We start from the raw sequence: 18,931 nt of genomic DNA on the forward strand, positions 1-18,931 counted from the left end.
ACTGCCGCTATTCCTTGGGCCGTTCAAGCAAGCGCAGGAGCGGGGTCGCTGTGGGATCAACGGTTCACGATGTCGTGCGGGACGTGGTGGCGCAGGTGGCGCCCGAGGAGAAGTGGCTGGCCGACCTGCCGTCGCCGGAGCTGGTCGAACTTGCCGTACGTGCTTCGAACCCGCCGCGGGAGGTCCGGCGGGAGCCGGTCGGTTTCGGACTTCCCGAGGCCGTCGCGTTCGTCACCCCGGTGGTGTGGATCGTGGTCCAGGGCGTCACGCAACGCGGTACGGATGCCTTCCTCAACGGCGCTGGACCGCGGGCCAGGGCCGCGTTCCGTAAACTCCTGGGACGGCCCGCCGAACCGCTCGAGGCGGCACCCGAAGCGGCCACGGTGCCGACACTGACACAGGACCAGCTCAGAAAAGTACGCTGGCAGGTACTGCGCTGTGGAAGCGACGCCGGACTGGACGACCGTGTCGCCGAGACACTCGCCGACGCGGTCGTCGGCCGACTCGCGCTGGGTACCGGGGACGACTCGACGCCGCCGGACGAGACGGCCGGCTGAGTGCCCCGAACGCAAAGGCGGGGAGCGTCCGCCCCGTCGTTCTTCCAGGGTTATGTGACCGCGGGCACCACCCGGCGCTTCCTCCTGCTCCTCGTGGTGGTGTTCCTGTCCTGCCTGTCGCTGTACCAGCACCTCGCCGCCGTTGTCCTGGTGGGGATGGAACCCGCCTGCGTGCACGCTCCGAGATGCCGCCTCACGGCGTCCACCCAGGTGTTCTGGCCCGCGGCGAGCGCCATGGGGAGCGTCCTGCTCGCGGTGTTCGCGGGCTGCTGGTGGCTGCCGGCATGGCGGACGCACAGGCGTCGGCTGACACCGCTTCCCGATTCCCCCCGGGGACTGAACCGCCATCTGAACCAACTGGTGGAGCGAGCCGGGATCAAACGCCCGCCCGTCTTCCTCCTCGACCGTCGTGCACAGGCCGACGACGCGTTGGCGTTCGGCCGGGTGGGGCACTACCGGGTGTCCCTGTCACTCCATCTGGTCAACACCTGGACCGTCGGCGGGGACCGCCGACGGTTCGAGGCCGTCGTGCTGCACGAGCTGGCGCACATCCGCAACCGCGATGTGGACATCACCTTCGCCGCCCTGGTCCTGCACCGGGTCGTCCTCCTGGGCGTCCTGCTGCCGTACGTGGTGGTATGGGCGTGGAACTGGGGCCTGTTCGGGGCCGCGCTGGACGGCCGGTTCTCCGAACTCTGGCCCGGGACATGGCGGTTGATGATGCAGTGGTCCGGGGCCTTCCCCGTCCTGCTCGCGCTCCAACTGCATCTGGCGGTCCGTGACCTGATGCGCAAGCGGGAACTGTACGCCGATCTCGACGCGGTGGGCTGGGGCGCCGACCGCTCGGTCTGGAGAACGGCGGTCGGTGCCGTGAGGACCACATGGCGCCCTGGCTCGCGGGAGAGGCTCGCGGCCCTCGCCCGGTGGCTCGCCGAACCGTGGCGCAGTACCCATCCGAGCCCCGCACTGCGGTGGGCCGCGCTCCGTCGGGACGCCGAACCCGGTCTCTACGGCGACGTACCAACGGATCTGCTGACCGCGAGCCTGCTCTGCACCCTCTTCTGGGCCTGGCTCGACGTCTGGTTCGCGAGCCCCCGGGAGGGGGGCCCGGAGGGGATGTTCGTCGGGGTGGTGTCGTACCTGATGATCACCGTGGTGGCCTCCGTGTACATCACCATGGCCCGGAAGAGTGTGCATCAGGGCTTTGCCCGGCCCGTGCCCGCGGGCTTCCGCCAGGACCGGGCCGTTCCACTCACCGTCCTCGGCATCGTGTGTGTCCTGGTGCTCCTGGCCATCGATCCGCTCGGCTCGCACGGTCCGGGGCTGATCAGCCGCGCGGGGCCGGCCGGAGCGCCGGTCACTTCCCCCCACCACGCCCCGCCGTCCGTTCAATGGCCCTACCCGGCTTCCACCACGTCCGCCACCACGCAGCTGACGTTGTCCGGCCCGCCCGCCTCGTTCGCCTCGGTGACGAGTGCGCGTACGGCCGCCTCCGGGTCCGGGACCGAGGACAGGATCCGCCGGATGGCCGGGTCGGGGACGACCGACGACAGGCCGTCCGAGCACAGGAGGTAGCGGTCGCCGGGGTGGGCGTCGTGGAGGCGCAGGTCGGGGGTCGACTTGGTGTCGTCGGTGGTCAACGCCCGTATGAGCAGGGCGCGTTGGGGGTGAGTGGTCGCCTCCTCGGCGGTCAGCCGGCCCTCGTCGATCAGCGACTGGACGACGGTGTGGTCGTGCGTGATCCGGAACATCCCGCCATCGCGCAGCAGATACGCGCGGGAGTCGCCGATGTGCACGAGGGCGAGCCGGGAGCCGGTCCACAGCATCGCGGTCAAAGTCGTGCCGTCGTCCCCGATCTCCTCGATGTTCCGTACGGCGTCGGTCGCGCCCCGTACCGCGTCCTCCAGCAGGTTCAGCACGCTGCCCGCCGGAAGGATGTCGCGGTCCAGGGCCTTCAGCGCCTCCACGGCGGCCGTGCTCGCGGGCGCCCCGGCCGGACCGAAGCCGTCGGCGACGGCGAGGACGCGGGTGCCGGCGTAGGCGGTGTCCTGGTTGGCGGCGCGGACCAGGCCGGTGTCGGAGAGGGCGGCGTAACGGAGTTCCAGCATCGAGATGTCCTCCTCGGACGTGTGGGTGAGGTGGTCCACGAGGAAGGCCGCGAGGTCGCGTCGGCTCGTCGTCTCGGACTCGACACCGGCCCAGTACGCCCGGATCTCCCGGGCCGCCGGACCCGGCCGAAGCGCGCACACCGTACGGATGCGGGCCAGCGGCATACCGAGCCGGCGCAGCCAGGCCACCAGCCGGGCCTGCTCCAACTGCTCGGTGGCGTAGTAGCGGTAGCCGGTGTCCGGGTCGACCCGGGCGGGCCGGAGCAGCTCCAGCTCGTCGTAGAGCCGCAGCGCCTTCGGCGACAGCCGGCACGCCTTGGCGAAGGCCCCGATCGTCAGCATCCCCATGGCCCCCTCGGCTCCCCTTCGGCCCTGGCCGTTCCTCTTCGGTCCCGGCCGTTCCTCGTTCCGCGATCGATGCTGGGGCTTCACCGAAGGTGAAGGTCAAGTGGTGTGACCCGACCACGCCGATCATCCGTTATCGTTTCGTTACCGTCCGCACGGCATCCGATCACAACCTGATCACACTCTGAAGGAACATGACCGCGCACAACGCAACACCTTCCCGCACCGGCACCGGCCGCCGCCGTAAAAAGGGTTCCGGACGCCGGGGGAAGGAGCCGGCGCGCCAGGGGAGAGGGCGTCTGTGGGGCGGTGGGCTGGGGGCGATGAGCGTCCTCGGCGTCGCCGGATTCGCGGCCGTGGCCTGGATGCCCGGCGGCACGGAGGAGTTATCGAACGAGGCCGGGGCCATCGCGTCCGCCGAGCCCTCGCCCGAACGGTCCCGCCGCTCGCCCAGCGCCGGTTCGACCCGCAGCCCCTCCGCCTCGCCCAGCACGTCGCCGAACAAGCCGTCGCCCAGCTCGTCCCCGGTCACCATCCCCGAGACCGGGCCGGGGACGTTCACCACGGCCTCCGGCGGCAGCGGCAAGGTGGGGAAGGGCGTGCCCCTGCGCTACCGGGTCGACGTCGAGAAGGGCCTGTCGCTCTCCGCCGCCGACGTCGCCGAGCAGGTGGAACGCATCCTCGCCGACCCGCGCGGCTGGACCGCGGACGGCGACTCGGCCTTCCAGCGGGTCGCCGGCGGCCACACCGACTTCGTCGTCAAGGTCGCGACCCCCGGCACCGTCGACGACATCTGCGGCGCGGCCGGGCTGAACACCCGGGGCGAGGTCAACTGCAACGTCGGCCGGAACGTCATGGTCAACCTCAAGCGCTGGGAACTGGCGACCCCCGTCTACGCCAAGGACGTCAAGGCCTACCGCGCCCTGATCATCAACCACGAGGTCGGCCACTTCCTGGGCCACGGCCACGTCGGCTGCCCCGGCAAGGGCAGACCGGCCCCGGCGATGATGCAACAGATCAAGGGCATGAACGGCTGCGTCCCCAATGTCTGGCCGTACGACACGAAGGGGCGGCTCGTCACGGGGCCCGCCGTGCCGTGAGCCGGAGCACCCCCGCGGAAACCCACTCCCTTCCCGCCACCGCCGGTTGTTAGTCTGCGCCAGCCGCAGCCGTACGAGAATGGAGCCCCCGTGGCCCGCACCGCCGCCCCCCGCATCGCCGTCGCCACCTACGACCCCGGGCCGGAGACGAGTGCCGACCGGGATCTGCCGGTGCTGGTGCGGGCGCTGGGGGAGGCCGGGGCCGACGCGGCGGCCGTGCACTGGGACGACCCGGCGGCCGACTGGGCCGGCTACGACCTCGTCGTCATCCGGTCCACCTGGGACTACAGCTGGCGCGCGGCCGAGTTCGTCGCCTGGGCGGAGAAGGCCGACAAGGCCACCCGGCTCGCCAACCCGGCCCAGGTCGTGCGCTGGAACACCGACAAGCGGTACATCGGGGATCTCGCCCGGGCCGGCGTGCCGGTCGTGCCGACGGCCTATCTCGCGCCGGGCGCCCCCGTGGAGCTTCCGGGGGCGCACGAGTACGTTGTGAAGCCCACCTCCGGCGCGGGCGCCCGGTTCGCCGCCCGTTACACCCCCGAGCAGCGGGAGACCGCCGTACGGCATGTCGAGCGGATGCGTGCCGAGGGGCTCACCGCGATGGTGCAGCCGTTCGTGGCGAGCATCGACACCGACGGTGAGCGGGCCCTGCAGTTCTTCGGGGGCCGGCTGCTGCACGCCAGCCGCAAGGGGGCTGTGCTCGCGCCCGGCACCGCGTACGACGCCGACAAGATCGCCCACCCGGACCTGGAGCCCTGGACCCCGACCGAGGCCGAACTCGCCGTCGCCGAGCGGGCGTTGGCCGCCGTACCGGGTGAGCACGAGCTGCTGTACGCGCGCGTCGACCTCGTCACCGGGGACGACGGGCAGCCGTGGGTGATGGAGCTGGAGCTCGTCGAGCCCAACCTCTTCCTGCGGCTGCACCCGGCTTCGCTGCCCCGCGTGGTCGAGGCGATCCTGGCGGCGGCAGCGGCCGACGGCTGACACAAGCACCTCCTCACCCGAAGAGGCGGGAAATCCACGAAGCGCGCGTCCCGCCCGTGCCCGCTGCCTACCCTTCGGGGTTACAACAGCGCGTACGGGAACCACAACTGAGGGCGTGACCAGGGTCGTGGGCGGATCGGAGTCGCGGCGCACTTCCGGTTTCCCGGCGGAGCTGACGAGCTTCGTGGGGCGACGGGACGAGGCGGCGGATGTCAGACGGTTGTTGTCGGCGGGCAGACTGCTGACGCTGACGGGACCCGGCGGGGTGGGCAAGACCCGGCTCGCCGGGCATGTGGCGGGACAGGTCGCACGGGCCTTCCCGGACGGCGTGTGGCTCGTACCGCTGGCCGCGCTGCGCGACGAGGCGTTCGTCCCGCACGCCGTGAACGACGCGCTCGGCGTCCGCAACGAGACCGTACGGCCCCCGCTGGAGATCCTCGTCGACCATCTGCGCGAGCGGCGGTTACTGATCGTCCTCGACAACTGCGAGCATCTGCTGCGCAGTTGCGCGGTCCTCGCGGGGACCGTGCTGGCGTCCACCGAGGGCGTACGGATCCTCGCCACCAGCCGGCACCGGCTCGGGCTGGCCGGGGAGCAGCTCTTCGAGGTGCCGCCGCTGCCCGCGCCCGCGCCGGAGGAGCTGAGCCCGTCGGCGGTCGAGTCCTTCCCCGCGCTGCGGCTGTTCGCCGACCGGGCGGCGGCCGTGGTCCCCGGCTTCACCGTCGGCGAGGGCAACCAGCAGGCCGTGGCCCGGCTCTGCCGACGCCTCGACGGACTGCCGCTGGCCATCGAGCTGGCGGCGGTACGGGTGCGCGCCCTCGGCGTGGACCAGCTCGTCGAACGCCTCGACGACCGCTACCAACTCCTCACCGGCGGCAGCCCGACCTCCGCGCCCCGCCACCGCACCCTGCGCTCCGCCGTCGACTGGAGCCATGAACTGTGCACCCCGCAGGAGCAGTTGGTGTGGGCGTGGTTGTCGGTGTTCGTCGGCGGCTTCGACCTGGCCGCCGCCGAGGCCGTCTGCGCCGGGGAGGACATCGATGCGGGCGCCGTCCTGGACGCCGTCGCCGGGCTCGTCGACAAGTCGGTGCTCGTCCGCGAGGAGCACGCCGGCCACGTCCGCTACCGGCTGCTGGTCTCCCTGCGCGACTACGGGCTGGAGAAACTGCACGACCTGGGCGAGGCGACCGATGCCCGGCGGCGCCACCGGGACCACTTCGCGCGCCTCGGCGCCGAGTACGAGCAGGCCTGGTTCGGCCCCGACCAGGCGGAGATCACCGAACGGGTCCGCATCGACCAGGACAACTTCCGGGCCGCGCTGGACTTCTGCCTCACCACCCCCGGCGAGGCCCAGCACGGGCTGCGGCTGGCCGCCGGCCTGTGGTTCCACTGGGCCGCGGGCGGCATCTGGGGCGAGGGCCGCCACTGGATGGACGGCGCCCTGCGCGCCGGGGCCCGGCCGGACGAGGCACTGACCCGGGCTCTGTGGGCGGGCGCCCTGACCTCGCTGGTCCACAGCCGCTCGGCCGCCGTCCTGGCCGGCCTCGACCCGGTGCACACCGCGGCCGTCGCCGACAAGGAACTCCCGGTCCCCGCGCCCCCGCCCGTGTCGACCGGCGCCCTCGGCCCGGGCCGGGCCCGCGCCTGCACCGCCTTCGTCGTCCTCACCCGCGTCGAACTGGCCTGCACCCTCGTCAGCCGGGGCCGCGCGGCGGAGGCGATCCCGCTGTGCGCCGAGGCCGTCGCCCTCTGCGAGGCCCACGGCGAACAGTGGGCCCGGTCCTGGGCGCTGCGCACCCTCGCCCTCGCGCACTGGTCGGCCGGGCAGTACGACCGCGCCGCCGACCATGCCCGCGCCTGCCTCCGGCTGCCGTACACCGTGCGCCAGCACCAGAGCCTCGCCCGCACCCTCGACCTGCTCGCCGCCGCCGAGGCCCTGGCGGGCGACGCCGAGCGGGCCGGCGTCCTGCGCGGCGCCGCCGACCGCATCTGGCACGACATCGGCGGCAACCCCATGGACCCCCTCCAGCCGGGCCGCCCCCGCGCCGCCGAACAGCACGCCCGCCGCACCCTCGGCGACCACGCCTACGCCCAGGCCCACCGCCGCGGCGGCTGCCTGTCACCGGAGGAGGCGGTCGCGTACGCCCTGGGCGAGCTGCGGGAGGGGTCTGCCTCCGGGGTGCGTACGGGTGCCGGGTCCGGCGTGCGCACGGGTGCCGGAGGCGGGGTACGTACGGGTGCCGCGCCCGGCGCGCCTACGGGCGCCTCGTCCGCCGTACGCGCGAGTGCCTCCTCGGCCGGACGAGCGGGCGCCGCCTCGGTCGCGCGGGACGGCGCCGCCCCGGCCGGGAGTGTCGCGGGCGCGACCCCGGCGGTGAGCCCCGATCCCCTCCCCGACCCGGTCCCGCTCACCCGGCGTGAACTCCAGGTCGCGGCCCTCGTCGCCCAGGGCCGCACCAACAAGCAGATCGCCGACCACCTCGTCATCGCCCGCCGCACCGCCGAGGGCCACGTCGAACGCATCCTGGTGAAGCTGGGCTTCCACAACCGCAGCCAGGTGGCGGCCTGGTTCAGCGCGCGGCCGGGGCCCTAGGGCCCGCCTCGTCTCCCTCCACACTGACCACCAGCTGGGGCACTTCACCGGCGCCCAGCTGTTCCAGGACCAGCCCCAGCAGTTCGCCGCAGCGGACGGTGACCTCGCTGCCGGCCGGGAGGGAGGCGGCGAGGCTGATCAGCTGCCAGGCGCAGTGGGCCTCCATGAAGCACAGATCACGCAGGTCGAGGACGAAGTGGCTGGGGCCGGAGTCGTCACGGTGCTCCAGTGCCTCGCGCAGGGCCTCGACGAACTCCGTCCGGGTGCTCAGCTCGGCGGTACCGGCGATCCGGCCGCCGTCCGGGGTCTCGGTGACCTCCAGGGAGTCGAGGCGTTCCATGACCCGCAGCGGGTGGACCTTGCTGACGCGGGCCGTGAGGTCGTCGTCGAAGCGTTGTCGGTCGTACCAGCAGATCGCGGTGAACAGCGGGTTCGCGAACAGCGGCGCCACGGACGCCTCGTAGTCCAGCAGTCGGTCGTGGCCGAGGTTGACGCGGGGCGCCCAGCTCATGTCGGCGGTGATCCGCAGCCCCGCCCAGCCCTCGTCGAGGGCGCGGTCGACCTCGGCGGCGTACGCGTCGATCGTGCGCTGCTCCTGGAAACGGCCGTCGGGGACGTAGATCTCCGTGTTGCGCTTGAGGGACAGCTGACCGTCGGCCCGCGCCGCCACGACCTGCCCGCTGCCCCGGTCCAACAGGGAGACCATCTCGTCGTCGGTCAGGTCCTCCGGGTCCATGACGAGGAGGACCTTCTCCCCGCGCGCCAGACTCGTCCGCGTGTACGCCGTGAACACCTTCCACGGCGACTCCCCGGCCCCCTCGATGTCCCCCGGGCCCATACACGCGTGATCCCCCAACCGCAGCCGCTCGAGGGGCACGGTTCGCTCCGCGGGGTGCTGGGTCGTCATCGGGGGTGCCTTCCGTGAGGATCAGGACTCTGCACGGACAGTAGGCCCATGGGCGGTGCCAACGGCCGGATGACCGCCAATCTTCTGCTTGGGCGGCTTTTGGGACCGGTTGGAGACAAGGCTGATCGATAGCGTGCGTGACCTGACGGGGTACAACCAGGTGTTGTGAGCTCTCAGGCGACCCGCTGCAACAACCCCCACGTGAACTCGGCGACACACTCCCGCCGCACCCCCTCCCTGTCAGGCGCGACGAACGCCAGCCCCCACCGAGTAGGCGCCGTCCCCTCCAACGGCCGCGCCGGCGCGAACGCCCGCGCCACCTCATCCACCGTGCAGGACCAGGGCGTCAGGTCCTCCAGGACGCGCAGCTCAGGCCCGGGCGCCCCCGGAGCCCGCACCAGCCACTCGTTCCACACCGCCCCGTTCGGCGCGAGCAACACCTCGAAGCGGAGGTCCGGCCACAACGGCACCGGCCACCACCACGCCTCGCACTCCAGATCACCGATCTTCCGGGGCGTCACCGACTCCGGCGCGCCCAGAACCGACCGGTACCGGGAGGCCGATCCCCGCGCCCGGGGCGACCGCACCATCGCCTGCCACCGCTTGTTCGCCTCGCGCATCTCCGCGATCGAGACGCCCAGCTCACGGCGGGCGTCCTCGACGAGCTCCGGATTGTGGTCGGCCATACGCCGCAGCAGCACGAGCTGGAAGTCGAGCGGTGTGAAGGGACCGGAGGGCTTATCGGGACGGGGGCGCTTCGCGGAGGGCATGCGGTCCATGGTCGCGTACGGCACCGGACGCGGGGCCGCGGCCACCGGCCCCCTCACCCGGCCGGCGCCCGTCCGGCAGGAACAGCACCGAGTTCACGTACCGAGGCCCGGCGAACGGCAGGACCCGGCGCAGCAGCCCCTTCGACGCCACATACGACGTACGCGCCTGGTGGGCCTCCAGCGCGGCCGGGACGAGGGGGAGCCAGGTCCAGGCGGGAAGGACCCAGCCGGCGTAGCCGAGACCGGCGAGGAGGTCGACGACCGGGGCGATCGGCTGGATACGGGACTCCAGTTCGACGAAGAGGGCCGGCCGGTCGCGGACGAGGAGGCCGGACGCGCCGCGCAGGACGGCCAGTTCGTTGCCGTCCACGTCGATCTTGATGAAGCCGACGTCGGTGAGGCCGAGCCCGTCGAGGGTGACGCAGCGGACGTCCAGCGCGCGGGCGTGGATGTCCCGGCGGACCAGGGACGACACACCCCGCTCGCCGTCGTCGCCCGACGGCAGCCAGAGCCGGGCGGTACCCGGGTGGTCGGAGGCGGCGGCCTGGACGACACGGACGTTGGCGGGAGCCGCAGAGGTGAGCAGCCGGGCCAGCCGGGGCACCGGCTCGACGGTCACCACGCGCCCGGCTCGTCTCGACAGCCGCCGCGTCCAGGGGCCGTACCAGCCGCCGACGTCCACCGCCGTCCCGCACCCCGGCGGGCACAGCTCGTCGAGCCGGGCCAGTTCCGGTTCGAAACGCGGATAGACGAGCCGGGCGGTCGCGGCGATCAGCCGCTCCGGGAGGAGCGGTGCGAGCCGCGCGGCGAGCGTGGTCATGAGCCCATCCTCTTCAGGAGTTCCTCGTGCTCGTCCTCCGTCACCTGCTCGCCCGAGGACGGCAGCAGTTGCGGAATGCCGTCGACGATCGGGTAACGGCGGTGCAGCCGCGGGTTGTAGAGCGACTCCGGCGCCTGGGAGGTGTCCGGTCGCTCCTCCTCGTGGACCACCAGATGCAGCGGCCCCTTGTCCAGCGGGCACGCCAGGATCCGGAGCAACGGGTCGTCGGGGTTCATGGAGGGGTCAACTCCTTGGCAGCTGGGGAGGGTTGGGGTTCGGATGGCGGCGGTGGGTTGTCGTGCTTGGGCATGCTCAGCAGTACGGCGACCGCCAGCACCGTGCCCGACAGCCGCAGCGCCAGCCGCAGCGGATCGTCGGGCAGCGACTCGCCGAACGACAGCGTGCCGAGCACCGCCGTGAACAGAGAGGTCACCGTCGTACAGACCGGCACGATCAGCGAGGCCCGGCAGCGCTGGAGCGCCGCCTGGGACATCACCAGGCCGAACGCGCCGGTGAAGAGAAGGAGATAGGGATACGGGGAGCGCAGCAGCCCGACGACCGCGTCCCCGAGGCCACTGGTGGTCAGATGGCTCGACACGCCCTTGATCGCGAGCGAGCTGACGCCGTACAGCAGACCCACCGCCACGCCGTACTCGACGCCCGTGGTCGGCAGCCGGTGCCGGTGCCGGGCGCGCCGCTCGGCGGACCGGTACAGCCCCACTCCCGCCGCCAGCGCCGGCAGACAGATCGTCAGGACCAGCGCGTACGGCGCCTCGCGGCTGACCGTGTCGGAGCCCTCGTCCAGCGACAGCACCACCATCAGCAGGGCGGCGAGGATGGCCCCGAGGGCATACCGCTCCCGGCCCGTCGTCTCCTCGCCGAGCAGCCGCGCCGAGAGCAGGACCAGCAGGACGAGCCCCGAGACGAAGATGCCCTGGGCGGCGGCGATCGGCAGTGTCCGGTACACGGCCAGCTGCGCGGCGAACCCGGCGGCCAGCGACAGCGAGCCCGCGATCCACAGCGGGCTGCCGACGACCAGCCGCAGCAGCTTCACCGGCTCCCGGACCGTCACCTGCGGCATCGCGGTGAGGGCCCGTTTCTCCAGGACGAATCCGGTGCTGTACAGCGCGTTCGCCAACAGGGCCGCGGCCACTCCCCACCACATCGCCTACGTCCTCCGCGCGTGCAGCAGCAGGATCGACGCCGCCGACGGGGCCGCACAGGCCAGCCGGTCCAGCGGACGCAACGGACGCGGTACGCCGTGGAAGGGCGCCCCGCGCAGCCGTACGACCTCGAAGCCCGACGCGGCCACGAACTCACGCAGCGCGCGGGCGGTGTAGAGCCGCAGATGCCCCACGACCTCCGTCCCGGGGCGGCCGTGGATACCGCGCAGGCTCACCTCCGAGAACACCGGCTGGACGCCCGCGAGCAGCAGGGCGCGGTTGTACCAGGCGGCGAGATTGGGTGTCGACAGCATCAGATGGCCGCCGGGGCGCAGGACGCGGTGGATCTCGTCGAGGGCCGAATCCGGGTCGACCAGGTGCTCGATGACCTCGCTGAACAGGACGGCGTCGGCGGACTCCGACCTGAACGGCAGTCCGCCGTCGGCCAGTTCACCGCGGATCGCGTACGGGACGCGGGTGCGGGCGCGTCTGAGGGCGTCCTGGGACCAGTCGACGCCGATGATGCGGTGGCCGGTGAGGAGGGGGGCGGCGGTGGCCGCGGCGGTGCCGTCGCCGCAGCCGATGTCGAGGACGGTGCTTGTGTGCCGCGTGGCCGGGCCCAGTGCCTCCGCCAGCATGCGGGCCTGGGCGAGGCTGCGGGGGGTGCCGGAGGCGACGGGGACGGAGGGGTCCTCGTAGAAGTCCCGAAGTCCCTTTCGGCGTACGTGGTTCGGTGTGTCGGTGGATGTGGTGGTCGGCATCACTCGGTGTCCTCTTCCGTCGCGTGCAGGTAGTGCTCGAAGAGGTCGCGGAGGTGGGCGCCGTCGCCGTGGCTGAGCAGGGCGCGGGACCAGCGCAGGGCCAGGTGGAGGCGGCCCGCCGTGGAAGCCGTCGTCACGGTGAGGCCGCGGGGCATGCGGGCGGGGGCCGAGAACCATACGGCGTGGGCACGGCCGGCTTCCTCGCCGAAGTCCAGCGCGTAGGGGACGCGGCCGATGTTGCTGAGGAGGGTGGTCGACGTCCAGGGGGCCGCCGCTCTGCGCAGGCCCCTGGTGAGGGCCGCGCGCCAGGAGACGGGGACCACCGGGGCCGTCAACAGGGAGGCGCCGTGGCCCAGTTGGGGCCGCTGGAGGGATTTCAGGGCTCGGGTGCGTTCCGCCGTGCGGCGGAGGAGGGTGGGGAGGGGAGTGTGGGCCGGGTTCAACTCGGTCGGCGAGAAGGGGACTTCGACCAGGCGGGTGCCGTTGCCTATCGGCATGTCCGTGTCCCTCGGGCGGTCGTCCACGGGCATGGTGATGCGGAGGGGGCGGGGGTGGGCGCCGTGTTCCCGGTTCCAGTGGGCGAGCATCAGGGCCGTGGTGACCATGAGCTGGTCGTTCACGGTGTAGGGGGCGGACTTCGGGCGGCGGGGGACGGGGAGTTCGGTGACGAGCATGCCGTTGCCGGGGGAGGGCTCGGGGGTGCCGGGGGCCACTCGGGCGGGGCGGGCCCAGTTGGAGGGGGTCTCCGTTTCGGGTGGGGTGGCCCCCGGGGCATCCGGGGCGTCCGGGGTGGAGGTGGGGCGGACGGGTGGGGCTGTGGGGGAGTTGTCCTTGCCGCCGTACAGCTCCGCCGCGGTGGCGAGGATGCGGAGGCAGGCGGGGCCGTCGAGGGCGGTGTGGTTGATGGTGAGGAAGAGGACGGTGCCGTTGCTTTGAGGGCGCCCGGGGGCGGGGTCGGCCGGAGGGTGTTTCCGCTGCTCGGCGGTTCGAGGTGCCGCTGCGCCCACCCTCCCCCACTCTCGGCTTCGCTCGAGCGGGGGGACCCCCATCGCCCCAGCGGCACGATTGCCCGCAGCTACGTCAGCGGCGGCGGGGTGGGTGGCTGGCCCAGCGGCACGATGGCCAGCAGCTGAGACAGCGGACTTGACTGCGTGCCCTACGTCGTCGCACGCCTCGCTGCCCACCGCCGGCCCCGCCCCCGCCACCACCGCCAGACGGATCGGCGGCGACAGCGTCAGCGGGGGCGCCTCCACCAGGGCCCTGGTCCTGGCGTCCCGCAGCGCGTGCGGACCCGGCGGCAGAAAGGTCACCACCTCCACCTCCGGCTCCGCCGTCAGCTCCCACTCGTAGCGGCGGCTGTACCAGCGGCCCGGCGCCTCGCGCATGAGGATGCGGGGGTGGCGATGGAGGGCGGTGGTGAAGGCGGTGCGCAGGCGGTCGGGATCGAGGTGGCCGGGGAGATGGACCTCGATGTGGACGGTCTCGGGTTCCTCCTCCTGGAGGCAGTGGCGGGACACCTCGTCGACCACGGGGAAGGGGATGCGGACGGGCCCGTGGGCGGCGTCGTCCCGCGCGGGATGGTCCAGCGCCGTCATGCCGGCTCCCCCTTCCCCGTACCGCCGCTTTCCGTACGGCCGTCGTCCTCCGGAGGTGTCGCCCTGAACTTCGGCTTGGTGAACGGGATTCGCCGGGTCGGGGTGTCCGGGTCCGCCTGCGGGGAGCCGGGCCCGCGCGCGGAGATCGTCGGGCTCGCGACGGATCCGCCGCCCGCCGGCCCTCCCGGCCCGCCGGGCGCACCCGGTCCGCCGTTCAGCGTCTTGTCCACCCGCCTCCGTCGCGGCAATGGCGCGGTGGGGGCCTCGGCCCCCGGCGGCACCTCGAACCGCCGCGTCGAGTAGGGCCGTTCGAGCGAGGACTCCACCCCCACCCCGACACTCACCAGCGCCGCGAACAGGCCGGTCAGCGCAAGGAGTTGGGCCACCGGCCCGAACGCGCCCTCGTCCGCCGCCACCGGCTCGCCCGCCCCGAAGGCGGCGGCGAGGCCGGCGCCGGCCAGGGCCAGGAAGGCGATCGGCACCAGCAGCGTGTGCCGTTTCCAGGCGAGGAGGGCCAGGAGTGGGACGAGGAGGGCGAAGAAGCCCGCGATGACGATGCCGACGAGGGTGAGGGCGATCGTGCCCAGCCAGAGGCCGGGGCCCGGCGGGGTGGGCCGGGGCTCGTCGGGGTTGGGCTCCTGGCGGCGCCAGAGGGCCAGGCCGATGAGGGCCGCGAGGCCCACACCGGCGCCGATCAGGCCGGCCTCATACGTCACCGACGGCTCGTACGACAGCTTGACGGTGCCGCCCGAACCGCCGGGGATGCGCCAGCCCTGCTGCCAGCCGTCGAGCCGTACCGGGGTCAGCTCGCGGCCGCCCAGCGTGGCCTTCCAGCCGTCGTTGTAGTTCTCGTACGTCGTCAGGTAGGAGGCCGCGCCGCCGCCGACGGTGAGCTCGCGGCGGTCGCCGAGCCAGTCCCGTATCCCCAGGTCGCGGCCGCCGGCCGTGGGCTCGGAGAGCGAGCCCCGGGTGAGGGTCACGGCGGTGACGGCCAGGGCGCCGGAGTCCTCGGACTCGAAGGTGTGCCCGTCGGACGCGCCGAGCTCCAACCCGGCGGCGGCGCGGTCATTCTGGCAGAGCGTCAGATCGATCGAGCGGCGCTCGACCAGGTCCCTTACCGTCCCCCGCGCGCTCGTCTCGTACAGCGTCCCGTCCACCTCGACGACCGGGCCCTCGCCGCACGGCAGCTCGAAGTCCCGGGTCGGGGCGGGCTGCGGGGTGCGGTACTGGTCGAGGGCCGGGACGTACGCCTCCGTGAGGCCGACCGGGAGTTGCAGGTCGTCGTCGGCGACGGGGTTGTGGACGGTCAGGGGGGCCGTCTCGGTGATGGTGATGTCGAGGCGGTCGGTGGTGATCGGGTCGAAGCGGACCCAGCCGTTCTCGTCGACATCGGCGATGACCGCGCCGTCCGGGGAGCTGATCTCGACCTGCGTCGGGCGGGTCGACAGTCCGCCCGCCGGGGCCAGGACGAGCGAGTTGACCGGCCACTTGTCGCCCCAGCTGAGGTGGATCGTGGGGTCGTCGCCCGCGATCCACGCCGTCGTGAGGTCGCCGTCGGTCAGGTTGCGAGGCGAGAGCCCGGCCCCGAGGGAGGCCGTGGATTCGGCGGTCGCCGTCATCCGGGTCTGCTGCTCGGGGGCGACCTCGTACAGCAGCCTGTCGAGTTCCTCGCCCGGCACGGGTACGGCCGTCGCCTTCACCGCGTACATCCCCGCCGTGGAGGTGGCGAAGGTGCGGTGCAGCCCCGGTTCCGTGCCCGTCGGGGAGAGCCCGGTCGGGTCGGCGGCCCGCTGGAGCGAGACCACCTCGGCGGAGGCGTCGGAGCCCTTCGCGTCCGTGGGCAGCCGCAGCATCCGGGTGACCTTGACGCCGGGGAGGTCGATCTCGGAGAAGCCCGCGCCGACGAGTCCGGTGTGCCGTTCCGCCGAGTCGAGGATCGTGATCTTCAGCCAACTGGTCTCGCCGGGACGGACGTTGACGGTCTGCGTGGAGCCGTCGGGCTGGAGGTTCGTGGAACGCGAGCCCCGCTCGGTCTCCACCTTGATCCGCGTCGGCGCCGACCGCACCCCGTCCTGCGGCAGCGGTGTGACCTCGAACGTCTCCGGGATGTCCTGGCCCCCGTCGAAGTCGATCCGCAGCCACTGCCCGTTCGCCGACCCGGCCGCACCCTCCGCCCAGGCCGTGCTCCGGTCGCCGTCGAAGGCGTTCACCGGGTCGTACTGGGGCAGATGGAACAGCCAGTTGCCGCTCGTGGAGGCGGTGACGGACTTCGCGCCGCGCAGTTCGGCCACCGTCTGATGGCCGAGGCCGGACACCGGCAGGATCTGCTTCGGTTTCTCCCCCGGGTCCTGCACACTCCCGCTCGGGTTCCGCTCGTTCGCCGTGTACGTGTACGACGTGTTGGCGTTGACCAGGCCGAATCGGGTGTCCGCGCGGCGCAGCCCGTCGCCGACCACCTGCACGGCCGGGGTGCCGAGGCCGGGGTGGTTGTCGCCGGTCAGCACCGTGGCGCGGTCGCGCAGCTCGGGGTCGGCGGACAGCGGCAGCAGCGACTCGGGGCCGCCGGAGACGACGGCGGTGTCCGCGATCGCCTTCAGCCCGGCCTGCCCGGGACGCGGCACATCCTCGGCGGGCCGGTAGATCTCGACGGCCCGCTGCCGTGCGTACAGCCCCTCGACCTGGAGCGGGGTGCCCTCGGCGATCCGCCCGCCGGTCATCATCGGCCCGAGCCCCGTCACCCGCTCGTACCCCGACTGCTCCAGGGTCCGCTTCACGGTCGTGGTCGGCACCGAGCCGACCTGGTCGGGGTCCAGGTCATTGCGTACGACGACGTAGTACAGGCCCGCCCGGCTCAAGTAGTCGGCCAGGCCCGGGACTTCGCCGCCCGTCAGCAGCGCCTGCTCGACGGCGTCCATGGCGCGCCGGTTGCCGGCGGTGCCGAAGGGGACGTAGTCGCGCTGCGCCCAGCGGGACTCGGCCAGCACATCGAGCGGCTGGTCGACGGTCGTGCCCCAGGTGTAGATGCCGTGCGCGGTGGCCGGCACGACCAACGCCCGTGAGTCCGGGGAGTACTTGTCCAGCCAGTCCGCCGTCGCCTGCCAGTACTTGGGCAGCTCCTGGAACGAACCCGGTTGCAGCACCGACCCGTTGAGGTACGGCCACAGCAGCCCGGGGACGACGAGGACGGCCGCGACGAGCGGTGCGAACCGCCGCCCCCGCACCCGGCGGGCCCCGCGCGCCTGCGCGGCCACCCCCACCAGATGCGCCAGACCGAGGACGAGCGCGAGCGCCAGCCCCGTCTGGAACTTGTAGATGTTCCGGAAGGGCGCGAGACCCCCGTTCAGCCAGTCCTGGACCACCCCGTGGAAGGGCGCCCCGAACACGCCGCCGTACCCGGCGAGCGTGATCAGCGCCACCACCAGCACGGTCAGCACCAGCCACCGCCGCTCGGGCATGTCCCGCCGCGCGAGCCCGGCCAGACCCAGCCCCGCCGCGAGCGCCGACGACAGAATCACGATCACGGAGGCGGCGACGGACCACCCGGCCGGCAGCCAGGCCTCACCGAAGTTCAGATACGCCACCCAGTTCCCGGCGCCCCGCAGCGCCTCGGTGGCGGACAGGGTGGCCGTCGTGGTCTGCGAACTCTCCACGTACGGAAGGAAGTTCTCCCCGTGGACGCCAAGCAGCAGCAGCGGGATCACCCACCACGCGGTCGCCAGGATCACCCCCGGCACCCACCAGGCGATCAGCCGCCGCTGCCGTGGCCCCGGCGTCCGGGTGAGCAGATACAGCCCGACGGGCAGCAGCGAAGCCAGGGTCGCGGCCGCGTTGACCCCGCCCATGAACGGAATGACGAGCGCCGACCGCAGGGCGGCCACCCGCGCGCTGTACTGCTCGTTCGTCAGCGGCAGCAGCACCCACGGCAGGAAGGCCCCCGGCAGCGCGGCGGCCGAGGTGGAGCCGACGACGGTGGTGAACACGGGCCACAAGGCATAAGCGCCGGCGGCCAGCAGCCGCGAAGCGGAACTGCCGACCCCCAACCGCTCAGCCAGCCGCAACGCACCCCAGAAAGCCACCGACACGATCAGCGACAGCCACAGCCGCTCCGCGAGCCACACCGGCAGCCCGACCAGATCGGTCAGCCCGTAGTACGGCAGCATCGGCCACAGGTAACCGACGTACTGGTCCTGGATCCCGCCGAATCCGCCCCGGTCGTGCCACAACTGACCGAGATCGGACACGAACTGCCAGGGATCGGTCGTGACCCCGAGCTTGGTGTCGAAGGTCTGCCGCCCCGGCTGCGCGATGACCAGCAGCACGAACACCACGGCCCAGAACCCCAGCAGCCAGCGCCGCGACCGAGGGCCCTCGGGGGGTCCCTCGGTCGTGCCGACCGGCCGTACCGGTGCGGGAGGTGGAGCCTGGACCGTGCTCGTCATGGTGGACACCGCCGGAGGATGAGGAGGAGGTTCCAGGTGGCGAACTCGCGCAGACCCGGCGCCTTCACGACGGTCTCCGCGAGAAACGGCCAGTAGCGGGAGCGCGCCGACACGACCGTCACGTCGTCCCGGCCGCGCACCTGCCGCAGAGTGGTTCCGATGTGCACGGCGAAGAGGTTCTCGCCGAGCGTGTGCTTGGCGTCCTTCCCGGTACGGCGCCGATAACGGGCCCGGGCCCGCTCCGCCCCCAGGTAGTGCCAAGGCGCCCACTCGTGCCCGCCCCAGGGGGACAGCCAGTTCGTGAACGAGACATAGATCAGCCCGCCGGGCCGCGTCACCCGCACCAGCTCACTGACGAAGGTCGGCGGATCGGCGACATGCTCCAGCACGTTGGAGGTGAAGGTGACGTCCGCGACGCCGTCCCCGAGCGGCAGCAGATACCCGTCGGCGACGACCGCCCCGTCCGGCGGCTTCGCCCCCAACTCCCGCAGATCCGGCTCGAAGAGATACGCCTGCGCCCCCCGCCGCCGAAACTCCTCGGTGAAGTACCCGCTGCCCCCGCCGACATCGACGACCGTGCGACCGTCGACGGCCCCGCCGTACGCCTCGACCTGATCAACGGCATCACGGGCGAGGAGTGAGTAGCAGTACTCGGGATCGTCCTGCTCCCGAAGGAAGGCCCGAAAGAGGGTGAGAGACCGCCGAAAAGAGGGATCTTTATAACTGGCTTCGACTGCCGCGCCCCTCAAGGGGCGCGGGGAACTGCGCGACCAGCCACGAACAACCCGC

Annotated in this window: 14 protein-coding genes and 1 pseudogene; 5 read left to right on the top strand and 10 right to left on the bottom strand. The window is 72.7% G+C overall.

What is annotated here, in order from left to right:
• Window positions 1-50 precede the first annotated feature (50 nt).
• On the top strand, window positions 51-557 hold the full coding sequence (locus JIX56_RS32380; protein ID WP_257545797.1) for a hypothetical protein: 507 nt from the start codon (window positions 51-53) through the stop codon (window positions 555-557).
• 234 nt (window positions 558-791) lie between these two features.
• Window positions 792-1,535: pseudogene (locus tag JIX56_RS32385) on the top strand (M48 family metalloprotease); the annotation flags it as partial.
• Window positions 1,536-1,954: 419 nt separating this feature from the next.
• Here the strand turns inward: JIX56_RS32385 and JIX56_RS32390 are convergent.
• Window positions 1,955-3,013: a MerR family transcriptional regulator gene (locus JIX56_RS32390; protein ID WP_257545799.1), complete on the bottom strand. Its 1,059-nt coding sequence runs from the start codon at window positions 3,011-3,013 to the stop codon at window positions 1,955-1,957.
• Between the two features lie 320 nt (window positions 3,014-3,333).
• Between JIX56_RS32390 and JIX56_RS32395 the strand changes: the two genes are divergently transcribed.
• The 3 genes from JIX56_RS32395 (at window position 3,334) to JIX56_RS32405 (ending at window position 7,687) form a co-directional block, all read left to right on the top strand.
• The gene (locus JIX56_RS32395; protein WP_257545801.1) at window positions 3,334-4,110 is read left to right on the top strand and encodes a DUF3152 domain-containing protein; all 777 of its coding nucleotides are present in this window, start codon (window positions 3,334-3,336) and stop codon (window positions 4,108-4,110) included.
• Window positions 4,111-4,200: 90 nt separating this feature from the next.
• Window positions 4,201-5,094 (top strand): ATP-grasp domain-containing protein, encoded by an 894-nt coding sequence (locus tag JIX56_RS32400; RefSeq protein ID WP_257545803.1) that lies wholly within the window; start codon window positions 4,201-4,203, stop codon window positions 5,092-5,094.
• 115 nt (window positions 5,095-5,209) lie between these two features.
• Window positions 5,210-7,687: a LuxR C-terminal-related transcriptional regulator gene (locus JIX56_RS32405; RefSeq protein WP_257545805.1), complete on the top strand. Its 2,478-nt coding sequence runs from the start codon at window positions 5,210-5,212 to the stop codon at window positions 7,685-7,687.
• Here the strand turns inward: JIX56_RS32405 and JIX56_RS32410 are convergent.
• From JIX56_RS32410 to JIX56_RS32450, 9 genes are all read right to left on the bottom strand, one after another.
• On the bottom strand, window positions 7,665-8,594 hold the full coding sequence (locus JIX56_RS32410; protein ID WP_257545807.1) for an MEDS domain-containing protein: 930 nt from the start codon (window positions 8,592-8,594) through the stop codon (window positions 7,665-7,667). The genes JIX56_RS32405 and JIX56_RS32410 overlap by 23 nt on opposite strands.
• 173 nt (window positions 8,595-8,767) lie before the next feature.
• Entirely contained in the window at window positions 8,768-9,373 is a 606-nt protein-coding gene (locus JIX56_RS32415; RefSeq protein WP_257545809.1) for a hypothetical protein, read from the bottom strand.
• The gene (locus JIX56_RS32420) at window positions 9,333-10,184 is read right to left on the bottom strand and encodes an FkbM family methyltransferase (protein WP_257545811.1); all 852 of its coding nucleotides are present in this window, start codon (window positions 10,182-10,184) and stop codon (window positions 9,333-9,335) included. The genes JIX56_RS32415 and JIX56_RS32420 overlap by 41 nt, the downstream gene beginning before the upstream one ends.
• Window positions 10,181-10,420 (bottom strand): Trm112 family protein, encoded by a 240-nt coding sequence (locus tag JIX56_RS32425; protein ID WP_257545812.1) that lies wholly within the window; start codon window positions 10,418-10,420, stop codon window positions 10,181-10,183. The genes JIX56_RS32420 and JIX56_RS32425 overlap by 4 nt, the downstream gene beginning before the upstream one ends.
• Entirely contained in the window at window positions 10,417-11,337 is a 921-nt protein-coding gene (locus JIX56_RS32430; RefSeq protein WP_257551257.1) for a hypothetical protein, read from the bottom strand. The genes JIX56_RS32425 and JIX56_RS32430 overlap by 4 nt, the downstream gene beginning before the upstream one ends.
• A gap of 15 nt (window positions 11,338-11,352) precedes the next feature.
• Window positions 11,353-12,108 (bottom strand): class I SAM-dependent methyltransferase, encoded by a 756-nt coding sequence (locus tag JIX56_RS32435; RefSeq protein ID WP_257545814.1) that lies wholly within the window; start codon window positions 12,106-12,108, stop codon window positions 11,353-11,355.
• On the bottom strand, window positions 12,108-13,703 hold the full coding sequence (locus tag JIX56_RS32440) for a condensation protein (protein ID WP_257545816.1): 1,596 nt from the start codon (window positions 13,701-13,703) through the stop codon (window positions 12,108-12,110). Before JIX56_RS32440 ends, JIX56_RS32435 begins: the two co-directional genes overlap by 1 nt.
• On the bottom strand, window positions 13,700-18,142 hold the full coding sequence (locus JIX56_RS32445; protein WP_257551259.1) for an alpha-(1->3)-arabinofuranosyltransferase: 4,443 nt from the start codon (window positions 18,140-18,142) through the stop codon (window positions 13,700-13,702). Before JIX56_RS32445 ends, JIX56_RS32440 begins: the two co-directional genes overlap by 4 nt.
• Window positions 18,139-18,891, bottom strand: coding sequence for a class I SAM-dependent methyltransferase (locus JIX56_RS32450; protein ID WP_257545818.1), 753 nt, complete (start codon window positions 18,889-18,891; stop codon window positions 18,139-18,141). The genes JIX56_RS32445 and JIX56_RS32450 overlap by 4 nt, the downstream gene beginning before the upstream one ends.
• Window positions 18,892-18,931: the final 40 nt, after the last annotated feature.

This window comes from Streptomyces sp. CA-210063 (assembly GCF_024612015.1).
Lineage (GTDB): Bacteria > Actinomycetota > Actinomycetes > Streptomycetales > Streptomycetaceae > Streptomyces.